This is a genomic window from Lelliottia sp. RWM.1, from assembly GCF_016859735.1.
GTDB lineage: Bacteria > Pseudomonadota > Gammaproteobacteria > Enterobacterales > Enterobacteriaceae > Enterobacter.
Map to the genome: position 1 here is coordinate 24,887 of NZ_WLVC01000005.1, position 16,708 is coordinate 41,594.

The following is a 16,708-nucleotide window of genomic DNA, read 5'->3' on the forward strand; positions in this document are numbered from 1 at the left end:
AAATGAAAGCTGCTGGTCATCTGAAAAGTTGAAATTAAGGGGTTAATCAAACGCATTAGCAGGCAAAAAATTTTGGGATGTACGGGAAGGGCAGGTACACTTCACCCGCTGATTATTTGACTACAGGAAAGAATGGATTGTGACCAAACTCAAACTTCTGGCATTGGGCGTCCTTGTTGCCACCTCTGTAAGTACTGCAAATGCAGCCGACCAATGGTCTGTTGGTGCGGGCGTAGGTGTGATCAATAGCCCTTACAAGCAGTATGATCGCGATGTGTATCCGGTTCCGGTTGTCACCTATGAAGGCGATAACTTCTGGTTCCGTGGCCTGGGTGGCGGCTACTATCTGTGGAACGATCAGGCGGATAAGCTCTCCATTATGGCGTACTACGATCCTATGCACTTCAAGCCTGGCGACAGTGACAGTACCCCACTGCGCCGTCTCGACAAGCGTAAGAGCACGATGATGGCAGGTCTGTCGTACGTGCATAACACCCAATATGGCTTCCTGCGTACCGCGCTGGCGGGCGACACGCTGGACAACAACAACGGCTTTATCTGGGATCTTGCCTGGCTTTATCGCTACACCAATGGCGGTCTGACTTTGACCCCGGGTATTGGTGTGCAATACAGCAGTGAGAACTATAACGACTACTATTATGGTGTTTCCAAAAACGAATCCCGCCGCAGTGGTCTTAAGACCTACGGTGCTGATGACGGCTGGGATCCGTACCTGGAGCTTACCGCGAGCTATAATTTCCTCGGCGACTGGAGCGTATACGGCACAGGCCGCTATGTGCGTCTTAGCGATGAAGTGAAAGATAGCCCGATGGTGGACAAATCCTGGTCAGGTATCTTCTCAGTCGGTGTTAGCTACAAATTCTGATTGTGCATTATTACAGTGCATTCTATGCATCATGATGGGGCGCTTGCGCCCCGTTTGCTTTATGGTGGTACAGAAAAACAGGAGAACACTATGAACGCAAAATCGGTGACTTTTTCTCGTTCGCATACGCTTGCCGCAATCGGGCAAGGCACATGGTATATGGGTGAAAAAGCCAGCCAACGCAACGACGAAGTGAATGCACTGCGCGCGGGCATTGATCTTGGCCTGACATTGATTGATACCGCTGAAATGTATGCTGAAGGCGGGGCTGAACGGGTTGTAGGAGAAGCGATCAAAGGACAACGTGATAATGTCTACCTGGTCTCTAAAGTTTATCCCTGGAATGCAGGTGGTTCTAAAGGTCAGGCTGCTTGTGAAGCCAGCCTTCGACGTCTGGGAACCGATCATATTGACCTGTACTTGCTGCATTGGCGAGGCGATATCCCTCTGGATGAAACCCTTCAACTCATGATCCGGCTTCAGCAGCAGGGCAAGATTGGTCGCTGGGGCGTCTCGAATCTGGATCTCGGAGATATGCAGGAACTGTGGAGCGAGGAAGGGGGGGCTGATTGTGCAACCAACCAGGTTCTGTATCATCTGGCTTCCCGTGGTATTGAATATGACCTGCTTCCCTGGTGTCAGGAACATGCGATACCGGTGATGGCCTATTGTCCGTTAGCTCAGGCGGGACGGCTGAGATCGGGTTTAATGAATCATCCTGTCGTGAACGAGATTGCCCATAATCATCAGTCCACAGTTGCACAGATTTTGCTGGCGTGGGTCATCAGTCATCAGGATGTTATGGCTATCCCTAAGGCGGCGTCGATTGCACATGTCAGGGAAAATGCTGGTGCACTCGATATCATGCTGAGCGCTGAAGAGCTGATTAGACTGGGCAGTGCATTTCCTGCACCAAAACATAAAAGCCCGTTAGATATGGTGTAACGGGCTTTTTACCCTCTCATCACTGGAGAGGGTAAGGCGTCGGCATCAGCATCAGCGTTTAACGATGCGGATCGTCTGAGCCAGACGAGAAGGTTTATCTCCGCTGGCTTTTTGCAGTGGAGAGACACAGGCTGTTTCAACACAGACGAAGGTTTTGTAACCGTCATCCGGAACATCGCCCATGCTCACAGAAAGTGCGGGACCTGGATTCCAGCCCACAACGTTACTGTTGTGGTGGTGGATAACCTCGATGCCACGATTCAGTTTTGTATCGTGGATCACGCTGCATGCTTCTGGGTTCAGATAAACACGGTCTGTGCGGTCAGGGAAGGTCTGCACGCCGTCGGTTAATTTTCCTTCTTTGGCGTTATCGACTTTGTCGATATAGGTATCGCCAAGTCCGCTTACTTTTACTGCATTGATATCACCTACGTTGAAATAGGTGTGCAGGGCAGAAGAGGTTTCGAAGTCACCGTGGGCTTCGAGTTCGATTTCGCAGGTTTTGCCCAGCTTGAAGCGTGCGTACAGGGTGAAATTGTGCGGCCAAAGTGCGCGCGTTTCATCATTGCTGTGCAGCTCAAAGGTCAATACAGCACCGTTGTCATCTTCGTTATGTGCTTTCAGTGTCCACTGCTGGTTACGGGCGAAACCGTGAGAGGGCAAACCTTGTTCTGCTGCCGGGCCAAACCATGGCCAACAGACAGGAACGCCTCCGCGGATCGCGGCCCCTTTTTTGAAAGAGGTGACAGCGCTCAGCCACAGACCTTCTTCTTCCCCTTCAGGCTTCCAGGAGAGAAGGTGCGCACCATTGAGTGCAACAGATGCTTTAACACGCGGATGATCGACGACAATAATGTCAGCTTCATCAATCTTGCGGCGGGAAAGCACAGGGGTAAGTTGTTCGACTACCGGAAGTGCAAAAATTGTTTTAATCATTACGCAATCCTCTGTCTTTAAAGCAATAAAAAAGGCGACCGAGGTCGCCTTTTTGGATCAGTTTCTCATCTCAACTTATTTGGAGATGTGAGCGATCAGGTCCAGTACTTTGTTAGAGTAACCAGTTTCGTTGTCGTACCAGGATACCAGTTTCACGAAGTTGTCGTTCAGTGCGATACCTGCTTTAGCATCGAACACGGAAGTGCACACTTCACCGTTGAAATCGGTAGATACAACGTCGTCTTCGGTGTAACCCAGAACGCCTTTCATTGGGCCTTCGGAAGCAGCTTTGATTGCTTTCTTAATTTCTTCATAAGAAGCAGCTTTTTCCAGACGAACGGTCAGGTCAACTACAGATACGTTAGGAGTTGGAACGCGGAACGCCATACCCGTCAGTTTACCGTTCAGCTCAGGCAGTACAACGCCTACAGCTTTAGCAGCACCGGTAGAAGAAGGTATGATGTTCTGAGCCGCGCCACGGCCGCCGCGCCAGTCTTTGTGAGACGGGCCGTCAACAGTTTTCTGAGTAGCGGTGGTTGCGTGAACAGTGGTCATCAGGCCTTCAACGATACCGAAGTTGTCGTTGATAACTTTAGCCAGTGGAGCCAGGCAGTTGGTGGTGCAGGATGCGTTGGACACGATGTCCTGGCCTGCGTATTTTTCAAAGTTTGCGCCTTTAACAAACATTGGGGTTTTGTCTTTGGACGGACCAGTCAGAACCACTTTTTTCGCGCCAGCAGTGATGTGCTTACGAGCGGTTTCGTCGGTCAGGAACAGGCCAGTTGCTTCAGCAACAACGTCAACGCCCACTTCGTCCCATTTCAGGTTAGCCGGATCACGCTCAGCGGTAACACGGATTTTTTTACCGTTAACGATCAGATGACCGTCTTTCACTTCAACGGTACCGTTGAAACGGCCGTGAGTGGAGTCATATTTCAGCATGTAAGCCATGTAGTCAGCGTCTAACAGATCGTTGATTGCAACAATCTCGATGTCAGAACGTTCCTGAGCAGCACGGAAAACAATGCGACCGATACGGCCAAAACCGTTGATACCTACTTTGATAGTCATATATTCCACCAGCTATTTGTTAGTGAATAAAAGGTTGCCTGTAAAATTACAAAAACCTTACGCAGCGTCAAGCGGAATCGTGTCAATCATTGCGACAAATCAATCCTGTGACTAACGTTTGTGCGACTGACTCGCCTCACTTTCCCTTTGAGCTAGCAACCACATGGGGGCTGCGCCCGGAATTTTAAAGGCCCGTCAGTATAAAAATGTGATTCGCATCACAATTGACTGACCGGCTTTTCGCGACAAGTAAGTTTAGAACAAAAGTTCAGACTTCAGTGTTAATGTTTTGTTAGAATCCGGGTGAGAAGGTGTCTGTTTCTACAGCGAGATGTAAGCATATGTCGAACCAACGTAACCCTGATGAACTGAAAAAAAATCTCACCGAAATGCAGTTCTATGTCACCCAAAATCATGGGACAGAACCGCCATTTACCGGGCGTTTATTGCACAATAAGCGAGACGGTATCTACCACTGCCTGGTGTGTGACGCACCATTGTTCACTTCGCAATCAAAATACGATTCTGGCTGTGGCTGGCCGAGCTTTTATGAGCCGGTAGGCGATGACGCAATTCGTTACCTGAATGACACAACCCACGGTATGCAGCGCACGGAAATCCGCTGCGGAAACTGTGATGCACATCTCGGGCATGTATTCCCGGATGGCCCTCAACCGACAGGCGAGCGTTTCTGTGTTAATTCCGCATCATTGAGCTTCAGTGATGATGAAAATGGTGACCAGACTAAAGGTTGAAAAAACGATTCAGCAAATTATTCCTTTGAAAGGGAGATATCATGAATATTGAGGACATGATTCACAGCATGACGCCGGACATTTATCAGCGTCTGGTCACTGCCGTTGAACTCGGAAAATGGCCTGATGGTGTGGCGCTGACTGCGGAGCAAAAAGAGAACAGTTTGCAACTGGTGATGCTGTGGCAGGCTCGCAATAACACGGATGCCCAGCACATGACCATCGACACACAAGGTCAGATGGTGATGAAAAGCAAGCGTGAGCTAAAAGAAGACTTTGGTATCACGCCGAAGCCGATTGCGACATTTAGATCCTGATTGTTCTCATCCCTCTGGGGCAAATCTTTCGTTTGCTCCGGAGGAAGAGAACAGGGCGATCACTTCTTATCCATCATCGCTTTAAGATTGGCAAACGGGTTGTATTTGGCTTCGCCAACGCTATCCTGCGCGTCTTCCCCTGCCACAACCGTTGAACCATATTGGTCGGCTTCGGTGTATTTCGAATGTTCATGGTCATGGCAGTACAGGCACAACATTTCCCAGTTGCTGCCATCCTCAGGGTTATTCGAGTGGTCGTGGTCGATATGATGCACGGTCAGTTCGCGCAAATTCGAATAGACGAACTCACGAGAACAGCGCCCACAAACCCAGGGGAAGAGCTTTAGCGCCTTTTCCCGATAACCGACTTCCAGTCGCGCGTAATTTTTAGGGATAAAAGCCATAATCCTCAAGTCTCCTGCTTAAATGATGAGCGATAGCCAAGGTGCTATCGCTGATTGATGCTTTACGGCTGGGTCTCTTCCCAGTCTGCCAGTGTATACAGCGTTGCACCCGCAACTGACATCTCCATAAAGGCTAATGTGCTGTCCTGCGTCTGAATGTTGACGCCCCGACATCCGTCGGTGATTACGCTGACGTTGTACCCGAGTTTGAGTGCGTCCAGTACCGTAAATTTCACGCAGTAATCTGTCGCCAGCCCCATTACGATGAGAGCGCGGATCTCATGGTGGCGCAACCAGGCATCCAGTTCCGTCTTTTGGCGATGACCGTTGTCAAAAAACGCACTGTAGCTGTCAATGCGTGGGTTTTCACCTTTGTGGAAGACAGCATCAATCGCTTTCTGGTTCAGCAGCGGGTGCAGTTCCGCACCGGGCGTTTGCTGAACACAATGATCGGGCCAGAACGTTTGCACCAGTCCATCAAGTTCTCCCTGGGTGAAGGGAGCAACGTGATGCTGGCTGGCGAAACTGCCGTGGTTCGCAGGATGCCAGTCCTGGCTTGCGACAACGGCGTCTTCGCGCGCGTTGCACCAGGCAATAAGCCTGTTTGCCACGTCGATGGTACTGTCACCTTCGGTGACAGCCAGCGCGCCACCCGCACAGAAGTCATTTTGCAGATCAACCAGTAGCAAAGCACGATGTGACATACGAGCTCCTTATTCGTCTGGCGTCAGTTCGCCGCGCAGATTTTGCATCATGGCATTGCGGATGGACTGTACATCCAGATCCTGACTGAGTAAGTAGTGAAGTTTAGTCAGCGTCGCCTCGACCGTCATATCAAAACCGCTAATCACCCCCGCATGCGCCAGCGCATTCCCGGTGGCATAGCCTCCCATGTTAACTTTGCCAGACATACATTGAGTCAGGTTGACGACGACAATCCCGCGTTCACTTGCTTCCTGTAGTTCTTTCAGGAACTCGCCGTTCTGCGGGGCATTACCCACACCGTAAGAACGCAGGATCAGGGCCTTCACTGGCTGGCGCAGGAAGTTGCGCACCACGTCGGCGGAAATTCCCGGATAGATGGTTACCACGCCGATAGGTTGTGGCGTAATCGGATGGACAATCAGTTCACCTGCGGTATGGGGGGCAGGCGGTGTTCCCAGACGGCGAATATGGATCCCCGCTTCCAGCAAGGGTTGCAGATTTGGCGAGGCAAAGGCATCAAAACCATCGGCATGGGCTTTCGTGGTGCGGTTGCCGCGATACAGACGATTGTTAAAGAACAGCGATACTTCATTGATCGGGTAGTTAGCCGCCACGTACAGAGAGTTAAGCAAATTGATCTGCCCGTCTGAGCGCAACTCGGCCAGCGGGATTTGTGAGCCAGTGACAATGACAGGCTTACCCAGATTTTCCAGCATGAACGAGAGGGCCGACGCGGTAAACGCCATGGTGTCAGTGCCGTGCAGAATGACAAAACCATCATACTTGTCGTAGTTAGCCTGAATATCGTCAGCAATATGCTGCCAGTCTTCCGGCGTCATATCTGAGGAATCCATCAATGGTTCATATTCGTGGATGGTGAAATCTGGCATTTCCGGGCGATGAAACTCCGGCATCAAGGCGAGCTGGCGTTGCAGGTGACCGGATACCGGGATATAGCCATTTTCAGAGCGCTGCATACCAATAGTCCCGCCGGTATACGCTACATAGATTGATTTCTTCTGCATGATAGTGAGTTTCTTGTGCTTCAAAGAAAAATCCCCTCTTCTCGCAAAGAGGGGACCGGTTTTAACGTACGTTTGCGCAGGTCAGGCAAAACGCATAACGGCTCTGTGGATCATTAAAGGTGGCGAGTTTGTCGCTTTCCACTTTCATCGCTTTTGCAGCAGTAGCGACAGGGGCTGGCAGGTACGCCTGCAAAGCGTCTGGCAACATGGCACGCACGGAGCCAGACATACTATCCATCACCATATCGAAGAAAGACGGTTCATCCTGGTAATATTCAACATGCCATTGTTTGAGTTTTGCCAGTTCAGCCGCTTTGGCTACGGCGTCATCAAAATCACCAAGGCTGTCCACCAGACCGTTGTTCTTCGCATCTTGCCCGGTCCAGACGTGACCTTGCGCAATCTGGTCGATCTGTTCAGGTGTTTTTTTACGGGAATCGGCCACCAGCGAGATGAAGCGCTTATAGCCGCTTTCAATGCTGAGCTGCATCATTTCCGACACTTCTGGCGGCAGGGCTTTCGTTACGGAGATGTCAGCCAGGGGAGAGGTCGAAACGCCATCCGTATGAACGCCCAGATAATCAAGGCTGTTCTCAACGGTATTAATGACGCCGAAGATCCCGATGGAGCCGGTCAATGTGCTTGGGTTGGCCACAATATAGTTAGCAGGCGTGGAGATCCAGTAACCACCTGATGCCGCCATTCCCCCCATGGAGACCACAACCGGCTTGCCTGCCGCGCGGGCGGCGACCAGTTCAGCGCGGATCACTTCAGAGGCGCTAACGCTACCACCAGGACTGTTGACGCGCAGGACGATGGCTTTGACTTTTGGATCAAGGCGGGCATCGCGGATCTGTGAGGCCGTGGTATCACCGCCGACATTTCCCGGCGTTTCCTGGCCGTCCATAATGGCGCCGTTGGCGAATACCACCGCCACGCTGCTGCCAGTTTCCGCTGGTTTCTTCGGCGTGTAATCGTACAGGCTTATCGCACTGTAATTTTTATCTTCTTTGCTCCAGCCAAACTGTTTGGTCAGGGCTTTTTCTATTTCTGCACTGGAACCCAGTGCATCCACCAGTTTGTTATCGAGGGCATATTTCGCGGTATCACCCTCCGCTTTACGCAACCCAGCCAGCATTCCTTGTGCTCCAGGGAAGACTTGCTCAGCAGTGATCTGGCGGTTGGCCGCAATCGTGCCCAGATAGTTCTGCCACAGCTCGCCAATCCAGCGGCTGTCTGCTTCACGGGCAGCAGGTGACATATCATCACGGATAAACGGTTCTACGGCAGATTTATAAGTCCCGACACGGAAAACATGCGTGGTGACTTTCAGTTTATCGAGCAGCGATTTGTAGTACAGACCGTTGGTTGCAAACCCATGCAGATCGACAGTACCTTGTGGCGAAAGCCAAATTTTATTCGCAAAACTCGCCAGATAATATTGTCCCTGGCTGTAGCTATCACCGACGGCAATCACTGGTTTGCCGCTGTCGCGGAATTCGCGTAATGCTTTACCGATGTACTGCATCGAGGGTTGATCAGCCCCGGCAAAGTTTTTCAGATCGAGAACGATCCCGGTAATGTTGCGATCGTCTTTTGCCTGGCGAATAGCATCGACGATATCAAAGAGCGAGTTTTCCTGCAGACGATCGGATGTTGCACCAAACAGTTGACGGCCAATCACGCCCAGGCGGTTGCTGGTGGATGGCTTATCAACGATAACTCCGGCAATATCAAGCAACAATGCGCCGCGGGTCGAATGTTGCGCCTGGCTGGTGCTGCTGATGTGCATCCAGATGCCCGCACAAACCAGAACCAGGAAGATGAAAAACAAGTTCATCATCAGTTCGCGGACAAAGTTGAGCAGTCGCCACGTCCATTTAAAGAAGCCGGCAAAGATTCGCCAAAGGGTTCGCATGTATTCTCCCTAACCAGATAATAACGGTTCCGTCGCTACTGGACGGCAATGTGGGGTTATCGTAATGACCCAACCGCCACTTGTCAGCAGGAATCGCCCACCGCGCTGTAACAAAATCTGCTGTCGTGTTAATTTTGTGAGCAAATTTCAAGACAGGAGTTAATTAATGGACGCACTTGAACTGCTTGTTAACCGTCGTAGTGCTTCGCGCCTGGCTGAGCCTGCGCCTGCAGGCGAGCAACTGGACAACATTTTGCGTGCCGGTATGCGCGCGCCGGATCACGGTACGTTGCAGCCATGGCATTTCTTTATCATTGAAGGTGAAGGCCGCGATCGCTTCAGCGCCTTGCTGGAGCAAGGGGCTATTGCTGCAGGTCAGGATGAAAAAGGGATCGAGAAAGCCCGCAGTGCACCGTTCCGCGCGCCAATGATCATTGCCGTGGTGGCGAAATGTCAGCCTGAACATAAAGTACCGGTGTGGGAACAGGAGATGTCTGCGGGTTGTGCGGTAATGGCGATGCAAATGGCTGCTGTCGCACAAGGTTTTAACGGTATCTGGCGTACGGGGCCGCTCACCGAAAGCCTGGTGGTGCGTGAAGGTCTGGCGTGCGGCGAACATGATAAAATCGTCGGATTCCTTTATCTCGGCACGCCACAGCTTAAAGCATCCAGTACAATAAACGTGCCGGACACGACGCCTTTCGTCAGCCGTTTCTGACCGCGCGCTAACTGTCTGGATCCTGATCACCTGCAGCAGAATTCAGACAGTTAAACTTTTCTTTTTCCCTCAACGTATTATCAAATACCAAATCCGGTTTCGACGTTCCAGACTATAGCGAACATCAGATATAATCTGTTCGAACGTTAACTCCTCCCATACCGCCAAACATTCCAGCATACCTTTAATTTGTCGACTGGAAACCTGGTGGTAAATTACATCCTTTATTTCTTCCTTTGAGTACCAAACAGGACATTTATTTTTGTAATCAAAAATAGGGAACTTATTCATGTTGACTGTAATAACCCACAGCATGTTGATTTTTTTATTTTAAAAGCCGAATCCTTTACACCCTGTAACTGCTATTTTTCGATAACAGGCCAAACCATCTCTGTTTAACAAACGGAGTAAACGTTCTCAGTTGCTTAAACATAGCTTGCTAATACAAGTAAAAAGAAATACAGATTGATCAGGATTGATATTGCAAACAGTGACCAGAAAATGATTTTTTTCATTGACGATTAAAACGTAAAAGGTTGAGCCCGTACAACACATTAAAACCAACACGTCGACCCGTTGTCTGCTTGTGAACCTCCAGTTTCGCCGCAAGCAGGGAGGGTTTTTCCGTCATGGGTAATCATGGTGTAGCCATCGCTGCTTTTATACGTTGAGCTTTGCTTCTTGTGTTTAGGGTGTGGTTTGACATCGCAATCACCGTGAGCCTCCTGGACTTGTGTACAATAGCCGCTTGCATAAAGATCGACATCATCGCCGTCTATACGATGTTTATGAGAATGAGGGGCTGCGACAACACAACCACTTAAAACCATCACCCATGCTATCAAAATGACTTTTTTCATTTTTTAGAACCTATACATTAAACAGATTAAGGAATATTTTTATTATTGATGTAAAACCAATTGTAAGTAACACGAATAACACCCATGTGAAAAAATAGAGCTCACTCATTTCATTGTGCTTGCCTCAGTATAAAATCAACGATCAAATCCATCAAAAAAGAATGTTCAATCCAATGAACTATTTCTAGCCACAAAAGAATACCTATAATTAAATAAAGGCAATGCCAAATACCTTTAATTTGGTTCATTTATTCACTCGGAAGTGTTGTTTTAGTTTAATACCTGATAGTCAGGGGGAGTTGATATAACAGATATTAACAATGCACCTGTTTAACAATCTTCTCCATAGTGTTAACGATAAATGGATAAAGCCAATGTGTTAACGCCGGAAGTATTCATCATTTAATGTGTACTGCATTTTTACTTTAAACATATTTGTCGGCCTTTAATTTCGGCGTGAAATAATGGTAACCCGGTAAAATGCAGGGATCAATGTGTTTCTATAAAAGATACATTAAAGATTTTTATGAACATGCATATAAAATAAATGTTTACTTATTCTGACCCTTTCGTTCGAAATTAGTTTGCTGACCATTAGCCGCCTAAATTAAATGATTGTTGTAAATAACCATTTACTGAGTTAAATCGGGTTCCACATCCTTCATCAGACCCGGTAATAACGCAATGGCCCTGTCAGGCAATTGTACTTCACGCGTATTCTTTTCACCGGGCGGGAGATTAGTCCTGAAGATGAAACACGTCCTTTAGCGGTGATGCCCGCCATGATAGAATTCTTCTAAATTTACACCGATTTTACGATGTGCTATGTGAGATTCTGTAATATATACATCTACTTACATGGCTTTCATCCGGTCAGGAGATGTCAATGAGCGAGCAAACTATTCGTTTAACGCAATACAGCCACGGAGCGGGTTGCGGTTGTAAAATTTCCCCAAAAGTGCTGGAAACCATCCTGCACAGTGAGCAGGCGAAGTTTGTCGACCCGAACCTGCTTGTTGGTAATGAAACGCGGGACGATGCCGCGGTCTACGATTTAGGTAACGGCACAAGCATTATCAGTACTACTGATTTCTTTATGCCTATTGTCGACAATCCGTTCGATTTTGGGCGCATCGCGGCAACCAATGCCATCAGTGACATTTTCGCGATGGGCGGCAAACCGATTATGGCCATCGCGATTCTGGGTTGGCCCATCAACACGCTTGCACCGGAAATTGCTCGCGATGTGATTGAAGGCGGCCGTTTTGCCTGCCAGCAGGCGGGTATCGCCCTTGCTGGAGGTCATTCTATCGATGCTCCTGAACCTATCTTTGGTCTTGCCGTCACCGGCGTTGTGCCAACTGAACGTGTCAAACGCAACAGCACGGCGCAGGCCGGGTGTAAACTTTTCCTCACCAAGCCACTGGGTATTGGCGTGCTCACCACGGCGGAGAAAAAATCGCTGCTCAAACCGGAACATATTGGTCTGGCAACAGAGGTGATGTGTCAGATGAACCTCGCTGGGGCAGCATTCGCAAATATTGACGGCGTTAAAGCGATGACGGATGTGACCGGCTTTGGTCTGCTCGGCCATTTAAGCGAAGTGTGCCAGGGTGCAGGTGTGCAGGCGCAAGTCTGGTATCAGGATGTGCCGAAGCTGCCGGGCGTTGAAGCTTATATTGCACAGGGCGCAGTGCCGGGCGGTACACAGCGTAACTTCGCCAGCTACGGTCATCTGATGGGTGATATGCCTGCCGAATGGCGCGACCTGCTGTGCGATCCGCAAACTTCCGGTGGTCTGTTGTTGGCTGTAACGCCAGATGCCGAAGCTGACGTTCAGGCCACGGCCGCAGAGTTTGGTATCACGCTGACCACGATCGGCGAGCTGGTAACCGCGCGCGGTGGTCGTCCAATGATTGAGATCCGTTAATTCGATGCGGTTGTTTATTGCCGAAAAGCCGAGCCTGGCCCGTGCTATTGCTGATGTGCTGCCAAAGCCACATCGCAAGGGCGACGGTTTTATCGAATGCGGTAACGGGCAGGTGGTCACCTGGTGTATTGGTCACCTGCTGGAACAGGCGCAACCTGATGTTTACGACATCCGCTATGCTCGCTGGAACCTCAACGACCTCCCCATCGTGCCGGAAAAGTGGCGTCTGCAACCTCGTCCGTCGGTGACAAAACAGCTTAACGTGATCAAGCGTTTCCTGCATGACGCGTCTGAAGTTATCCACGCGGGTGACCCTGACAGAGAAGGACAACTGCTGGTGGACGAGGTGCTGGATTATCTCGAACTGGCTCCGGAAAAGCGCCAACAGGTGCTGCGTTGTCTGATAAACGATCTCAACCCGCAGGCGGTAGAGCGGGCGATTTCCCGTCTGCGTGCTAACAGTGAGTTTATTCCATTGTGCGTTTCCGCCCTGGCGCGTGCGCGTGCGGACTGGTTGTACGGGATCAACATGACCCGTGCTTATACCATTCTGGGACGCAACGCGGGCTATCAGGGCGTGCTTTCTGTCGGGCGTGTTCAGACCCCGGTGTTAGGACTGGTGGTACGCCGTGACGAAGAGATCGAGAATTTCGTCGCTAAAGATTTCTTTGAAGTCAAAGCACACATTGTTACGCCTAAGGATGAGCGTTTCACGGCGACATGGCAGCCAAGCGATGCCTGTGAATCCTATCAGGATGAAGAGGGGCGGTTGTTGCACCGTCCGCTGGCGGACCATGTGGTCAACCGGATCACCGGCCAGCCCGCGTTTGTCACCAGCTATAACGATAAACGGGAATCAGAACCTGCTCCGCTGCCATTTTCCCTTTCTGCATTGCAGATTGAGGCTGCCAAGCGGTTTGGTCTGAGCGCGCAAAATGTGCTCGATATCTGCCAGAAGTTGTATGAAACCCATAAGTTGATCACCTACCCGCGTTCAGATAGCCGCTATTTGCCTGAAGAACACTTTGCGGGACGGCAGGCGGTCATGAACGCGATTAGCGTTCACGCCCCGGATTTACTACCGCAACCAGTCGTCAACCCGGATACCCGTAATCGTTGCTGGGATGATAAAAAAGTGGATGCCCACCACGCGATTATCCCGACAGCGCGCAGCAGTTCGGTCAACCTGACGGAGAATGAGTCGAAGGTATATAACCTCGTTGCCCGCCAGTACCTGATGCAATTCTGCCCTGATGCGGTGTTCCGCAAGTGTGTGATTGAGCTGGATATTGCCAAAGGCAAATTCGTCGCTAAAGCACGCTTCCTCGCAGAGGCTGGCTGGCGCACGCTGTTGGGCAATAAAGAGCGTGACGAAGAGAATGACGGCACGCCGTTGCCGGTGGTGGCAAAAGATGACGAACTGTTGTGCGAGAAAGGGGAAGTGATTGAACGGCAAACTCAGCCGCCGCGTCATTTCACCGATGCCACACTGTTATCTGCAATGACCGGGATCGCCCGTTTTGTGCAGGATAAAGATCTGAAAAAGATCCTGCGTGCCACGGATGGTCTGGGAACTGAAGCGACACGCGCAGGTATTATTGAGCTGTTGTTTAAACGCGGTTTCCTGGTCAAAAAAGGGCGCTATATCCACTCTACTGACCCAGGACGGGCACTGATCCACTCCCTGCCTGAACTGGCGGCTCGCCCGGACATGACGGCACACTGGGAGTCGATCCTGACGCAAATCAGTGAGAAGCAGTGCCGCTATCAGGATTTCATGCAGCCACTGGTGGGAACATTGTTTGAGTTGATTAACCAGGCGCGTAGCACGCCGGTGAAGCAGTTCAGAGGAATGGTTGCGCCAGGCGGCGGCGCGAAGAAACCGTTCAAAAAGAAGAAAAGTGCGGCCTGACACCCGATTGTGGCCCTCTCCCGACGGGAGAGGGCCAGCCGCACGATCAATATCTTAAATTACACCTTGTCCGATCATGGCATCGGCAACTTTCACAAACCCGGCAATATTGGCTCCGCGCACATAATTGGTTTGCTTCGCCTCACCGCCGTATTCCACACATGCGTGGTGAATATCCAGCATGATGTGGTGCAGACGCGCATCCACTTTCTCCGCTTTCCAGCCCAGACGTGCGGCGTTTTGCGCCATTTCCAGCCCAGAGGTGGCCACGCCACCTGCGTTTGCCGCTTTACCTGGCGCAAACAGCACGCCAGCTTCCAGGAACAGATCGGTTGCTTCAATGGTGGTTGGCATGTTGGCGCCTTCCGCGACCGCTTTCACGCCATGCGTAATCAATGCGCGCGCGGCTTCAGCGTCCAGTTCGTTTTGGGTTGCACATGGCAAGGCGATATCAACAGGCACAGACCAGGGTTGTTTACCTTCGAGATAGATCAGGCCAAACTCGCGGGCATAATCTGCCACGCGGCCATCGCGGCTGGCCTTGATTTCACAGAGCCGCGCCAGTTTTTCTGCCGTAAAGCCCGCTTCATCTACGACTGTGCCACTGGAATCTGACGCTGTTACTACGCGCGCCCCAAACTGCATCGCTTTTTCAATGGCGTACTGCGCAACGTTTCCAGAGCCTGAAACCGCCACCCGCATCCCTTCAAAACTCAGTCCATGACGCTTCAGCATGGCCTCCGTGAAATAGACCAGCCCATAGCCAGTGGCTTCCGGGCGAATCAGGCTGCCGCCAAACGAGAGGCCTTTTCCGGTAAAGACGCAGGCACTGTTATTGGACAGTTTTTTCATCATACCAGCCATAAAGCCGACTTCACGGCCACCCACGCCGATGTCTCCCGCAGGGACGTCAGTGTCCGGGCCAAGATGACGGTACAGTTCCGTCATCAGCGCCTGGCAGAAGCGCATCACTTCACCTTCGCTTTTGCCTTTTGGATCGAAATCACTGCCGCCTTTGCCGCCACCCATTGGCAGGGTGGTGAGCGCATTTTTAAAGGTCTGTTCAAAGCCCAGGAACTTCAGGATCGACAGGTTTACGGAAGGGTGGAAACGCATTCCCCCCTTAAAAGGACCAATGGCCGAGTTAAACTGCACGCGCCACGCGCGGTTCACCTGTACCTGATTGCGATCATCGACCCAAACAACGCGGAACTGAATCACTCGTTCTGGTTCAACCAGGCGTTCGAGCAGAGACATCTGACGATAACGTGGGTTTTCTTCGAGGAATGGCCACAAGGTGGTCATGACTTCGCGTACGGCTTGTGCAAACTCGCTCTGATGCGGGTCGCGCTGTTGAACATGGGTTAAAAACGATTCCAGAGAGCGTGTCTGATCCATAGATATAAGAACCTCTTATAATATTTTATGTATGTTGTGTAGGCGATTTGTGGTCTTTTTCGACTATACCACCCGTACCGCTTTGCCAGGCAAGCAGAAATTGACCGCTAAAGGGAAATTCATTATCGGGCGCGGGTCATAACAAAAAGCGATGACAAGAGAAATTAAAGGTTCGGCGTTGATTTACCGTTATAGTCAGTATCAGGAGACAACAGGAAGAGACCTCTATGAATCGTTATGTGATGACCGCTGTGTTTGCCCTTTTATCTGCCAGTGCGCAGGCGGACCGTCTTCGTCCGGATGTACAGGTGAATGTCCCGCCGGACGTGTTCAGCTCCGGCGGACAAAGTTCGCAGCCCTGCAATCAGTGCTGCATCTATCAGGATCAAAATTATTCTGAAGGGGCGGTGGTGAAGGCAGACGGTGTGCTGTTGCAGTGTCAGCGTGATGAGAGAACCATCAGCACGAATCCGCTGGTCTGGCGTCGCGTAAAAGGATAAACGCGTGCAGCAGCGGGATATCTGCCGGGGCTAAGGAATAAGTCAACGCCTCTTCAGGCGTACACCACGCCAGGGCGCTGTGGTAGTGCGCCGTAAGTTCGCCAGTATACGCGGGAACATGCCACGCATGCAGATGGATGAGCCTCTGCGAGACCTCCCGCTGATGACTGGCGATATAGCATCCAGGCTGCGCAACAATCCCCAGTTCTTCACGCAATTCGCGGGTGAGTGCCTGCGGTTGCGTCTCTCCTGCTTCCACTTTTCCTCCGGCAAATTCCCACATTCCCGGTTGATCGGCATGGGCGGGGCGTTGTGCCAGCAAAATGCGACCGTCTTTTTCGAGGATTGCAGCCACTACATCGATGGTTTTCAGCATGGTCGTCAATAACAGGTTACGGAAAACGACATAATATCTTGCGCGTCAAAAG

At 50.9% G+C, this 16,708-nt stretch carries 17 protein-coding genes; 8 read left to right on the forward strand and 9 right to left on the reverse strand.

Annotated features, from left to right (window positions below; all coding sequences use genetic code 11):
* Window positions 1–139 precede the first annotated feature (139 nt).
* Together GF617_RS05955 and GF617_RS05960 are read left to right on the forward strand one after the other, a co-directional pair.
* Window positions 140–886 carry a MipA/OmpV family protein gene (locus GF617_RS05955; protein ID WP_181623175.1) on the forward strand — a complete coding sequence of 249 codons (747 nt, stop codon included), beginning with the start codon at window positions 140–142 and terminating at the stop codon, window positions 884–886.
* A 90-nt stretch (window positions 887–976) separates the two neighbouring features.
* Window positions 977–1,831: an aldo/keto reductase gene (locus GF617_RS05960; protein ID WP_203451295.1), complete on the forward strand. Its 855-nt coding sequence runs from the start codon at window positions 977–979 to the stop codon at window positions 1,829–1,831.
* A gap of 51 nt (window positions 1,832–1,882) precedes the next feature.
* Here GF617_RS05960 and GF617_RS05965 read toward each other — a convergent pair whose 3' ends face one another.
* Window positions 1,883–2,767 carry a D-hexose-6-phosphate mutarotase gene (locus tag GF617_RS05965; RefSeq protein ID WP_203451296.1) on the reverse strand — a complete coding sequence of 295 codons (885 nt, stop codon included), beginning with the start codon at window positions 2,765–2,767 and terminating at the stop codon, window positions 1,883–1,885.
* 75 nt (window positions 2,768–2,842) lie between these two features.
* The gene (gene gapA, locus GF617_RS05970; RefSeq protein WP_181623178.1) at window positions 2,843–3,838 is read right to left on the reverse strand and encodes a glyceraldehyde-3-phosphate dehydrogenase; all 996 of its coding nucleotides are present in this window, start codon (window positions 3,836–3,838) and stop codon (window positions 2,843–2,845) included.
* Window positions 3,839–4,179: 341 nt separating this feature from the next.
* Between gapA and msrB the strand changes: the two genes are divergently transcribed.
* Complete coding sequence (gene msrB / locus GF617_RS05975) at window positions 4,180–4,593, forward strand: peptide-methionine (R)-S-oxide reductase MsrB (protein WP_203451297.1); 414 nt, start codon at window positions 4,180–4,182, stop codon at window positions 4,591–4,593.
* 41 nt (window positions 4,594–4,634) lie between these two features.
* Entirely contained in the window at window positions 4,635–4,910 is a 276-nt protein-coding gene (locus tag GF617_RS05980; RefSeq protein WP_181623180.1) for a YeaC family protein, read from the forward strand.
* Between the two features lie 59 nt (window positions 4,911–4,969).
* Here GF617_RS05980 and yajD read toward each other — a convergent pair whose 3' ends face one another.
* The 4 genes from yajD to sppA form a co-directional block, all read right to left on the reverse strand.
* Window positions 4,970–5,314, reverse strand: a complete 345-nt coding sequence (gene yajD, locus GF617_RS05985) for an HNH nuclease YajD (RefSeq protein WP_181623181.1) — start codon at window positions 5,312–5,314, stop codon at window positions 4,970–4,972.
* Window positions 5,315–5,376: 62 nt separating this feature from the next.
* Window positions 5,377–6,018, reverse strand: coding sequence for a bifunctional nicotinamidase/pyrazinamidase (gene pncA, locus GF617_RS05990; RefSeq protein WP_203451298.1), 642 nt, complete (start codon window positions 6,016–6,018; stop codon window positions 5,377–5,379).
* A 9-nt stretch (window positions 6,019–6,027) separates the two neighbouring features.
* Window positions 6,028–7,044 (reverse strand): asparaginase, encoded by a 1,017-nt coding sequence (gene ansA, locus GF617_RS05995; RefSeq protein ID WP_181623183.1) that lies wholly within the window; start codon window positions 7,042–7,044, stop codon window positions 6,028–6,030.
* A gap of 61 nt (window positions 7,045–7,105) precedes the next feature.
* Window positions 7,106–8,962 carry a signal peptide peptidase SppA gene (gene sppA, locus GF617_RS06000; protein WP_181623184.1) on the reverse strand — a complete coding sequence of 619 codons (1,857 nt, stop codon included), beginning with the start codon at window positions 8,960–8,962 and terminating at the stop codon, window positions 7,106–7,108.
* 166 nt (window positions 8,963–9,128) lie between these two features.
* On the opposite strand from sppA, the gene GF617_RS06005 reads away from it, so the two are divergent.
* Window positions 9,129–9,680 (forward strand): NAD(P)H nitroreductase, encoded by a 552-nt coding sequence (locus GF617_RS06005; RefSeq protein WP_181623185.1) that lies wholly within the window; start codon window positions 9,129–9,131, stop codon window positions 9,678–9,680.
* A 554-nt stretch (window positions 9,681–10,234) separates the two neighbouring features.
* Here GF617_RS06005 and GF617_RS06010 read toward each other — a convergent pair.
* The gene (locus tag GF617_RS06010) at window positions 10,235–10,540 is read right to left on the reverse strand and encodes a hypothetical protein (RefSeq protein WP_181623186.1); all 306 of its coding nucleotides are present in this window, start codon (window positions 10,538–10,540) and stop codon (window positions 10,235–10,237) included.
* An 886-nt stretch (window positions 10,541–11,426) separates the two neighbouring features.
* Between GF617_RS06010 and selD the strand changes: the two genes are divergently transcribed.
* Together selD and GF617_RS06020 are read left to right on the forward strand one after the other, a co-directional pair.
* The gene (selD, locus tag GF617_RS06015) at window positions 11,427–12,470 is read left to right on the forward strand and encodes a selenide, water dikinase SelD (RefSeq protein WP_181623187.1); all 1,044 of its coding nucleotides are present in this window, start codon (window positions 11,427–11,429) and stop codon (window positions 12,468–12,470) included.
* A gap of 4 nt (window positions 12,471–12,474) precedes the next feature.
* Window positions 12,475–14,382, forward strand: coding sequence for a DNA topoisomerase III (locus GF617_RS06020; protein WP_203451299.1), 1,908 nt, complete (start codon window positions 12,475–12,477; stop codon window positions 14,380–14,382).
* Window positions 14,383–14,436: 54 nt separating this feature from the next.
* Here GF617_RS06020 and gdhA read toward each other — a convergent pair whose 3' ends face one another.
* On the reverse strand, window positions 14,437–15,780 hold the full coding sequence (gene gdhA, locus GF617_RS06025; protein ID WP_181623189.1) for an NADP-specific glutamate dehydrogenase: 1,344 nt from the start codon (window positions 15,778–15,780) through the stop codon (window positions 14,437–14,439).
* Between the two features lie 242 nt (window positions 15,781–16,022).
* On the opposite strand from gdhA, the gene GF617_RS06030 reads away from it, so the two are divergent.
* Window positions 16,023–16,280, forward strand: coding sequence for a YnjH family protein (locus GF617_RS06030; RefSeq protein ID WP_239006361.1), 258 nt, complete (start codon window positions 16,023–16,025; stop codon window positions 16,278–16,280).
* On the opposite strand, the gene GF617_RS06035 is transcribed toward GF617_RS06030, so the two are convergent.
* Window positions 16,240–16,656 (reverse strand): pyrimidine (deoxy)nucleoside triphosphate diphosphatase, encoded by a 417-nt coding sequence (locus GF617_RS06035; protein WP_275943329.1) that lies wholly within the window; start codon window positions 16,654–16,656, stop codon window positions 16,240–16,242. The two genes, GF617_RS06030 and GF617_RS06035, sit on opposite strands and share 41 nt — an antisense overlap.
* Window positions 16,657–16,708: the final 52 nt, after the last annotated feature.

Coding starts and splice junctions, on each gene's coding strand:
- selD (WP_181623187.1), top strand. CDS start 11,427: ATGAGCGAGCAAACTATTCGTTTAACGCAATACAGCCACGGAGCGGGT.
- GF617_RS06010 (WP_181623186.1), bottom strand. CDS start 10,540: ATGAAAAAAGTCATTTTGATAGCATGGGTGATGGTTTTAAGTGGTTGT.
- pncA (WP_203451298.1), bottom strand. CDS start 6,018: ATGTCACATCGTGCTTTGCTACTGGTTGATCTGCAAAATGACTTCTGT.
- GF617_RS06035 (WP_275943329.1), bottom strand. CDS start 16,656: ATGCTGAAAACCATCGATGTAGTGGCTGCAATCCTCGAAAAAGACGGT.
- GF617_RS06005 (WP_181623185.1), top strand. CDS start 9,129: ATGGACGCACTTGAACTGCTTGTTAACCGTCGTAGTGCTTCGCGCCTG.
- GF617_RS06020 (WP_203451299.1), top strand. CDS start 12,475: ATGCGGTTGTTTATTGCCGAAAAGCCGAGCCTGGCCCGTGCTATTGCT.
- GF617_RS06030 (WP_239006361.1), top strand. CDS start 16,023: ATGACCGCTGTGTTTGCCCTTTTATCTGCCAGTGCGCAGGCGGACCGT.
- GF617_RS05960 (WP_203451295.1), top strand. CDS start 977: ATGAACGCAAAATCGGTGACTTTTTCTCGTTCGCATACGCTTGCCGCA.
- msrB (WP_203451297.1), top strand. CDS start 4,180: ATGTCGAACCAACGTAACCCTGATGAACTGAAAAAAAATCTCACCGAA.
- yajD (WP_181623181.1), bottom strand. CDS start 5,314: ATGGCTTTTATCCCTAAAAATTACGCGCGACTGGAAGTCGGTTATCGG.
- GF617_RS05965 (WP_203451296.1), bottom strand. CDS start 2,767: ATGATTAAAACAATTTTTGCACTTCCGGTAGTCGAACAACTTACCCCT.
- gapA (WP_181623178.1), bottom strand. CDS start 3,838: ATGACTATCAAAGTAGGTATCAACGGTTTTGGCCGTATCGGTCGCATT.
- ansA (WP_181623183.1), bottom strand. CDS start 7,044: ATGCAGAAGAAATCAATCTATGTAGCGTATACCGGCGGGACTATTGGT.
- gdhA (WP_181623189.1), bottom strand. CDS start 15,780: ATGGATCAGACACGCTCTCTGGAATCGTTTTTAACCCATGTTCAACAG.
- GF617_RS05980 (WP_181623180.1), top strand. CDS start 4,635: ATGAATATTGAGGACATGATTCACAGCATGACGCCGGACATTTATCAG.
- sppA (WP_181623184.1), bottom strand. CDS start 8,962: ATGCGAACCCTTTGGCGAATCTTTGCCGGCTTCTTTAAATGGACGTGG.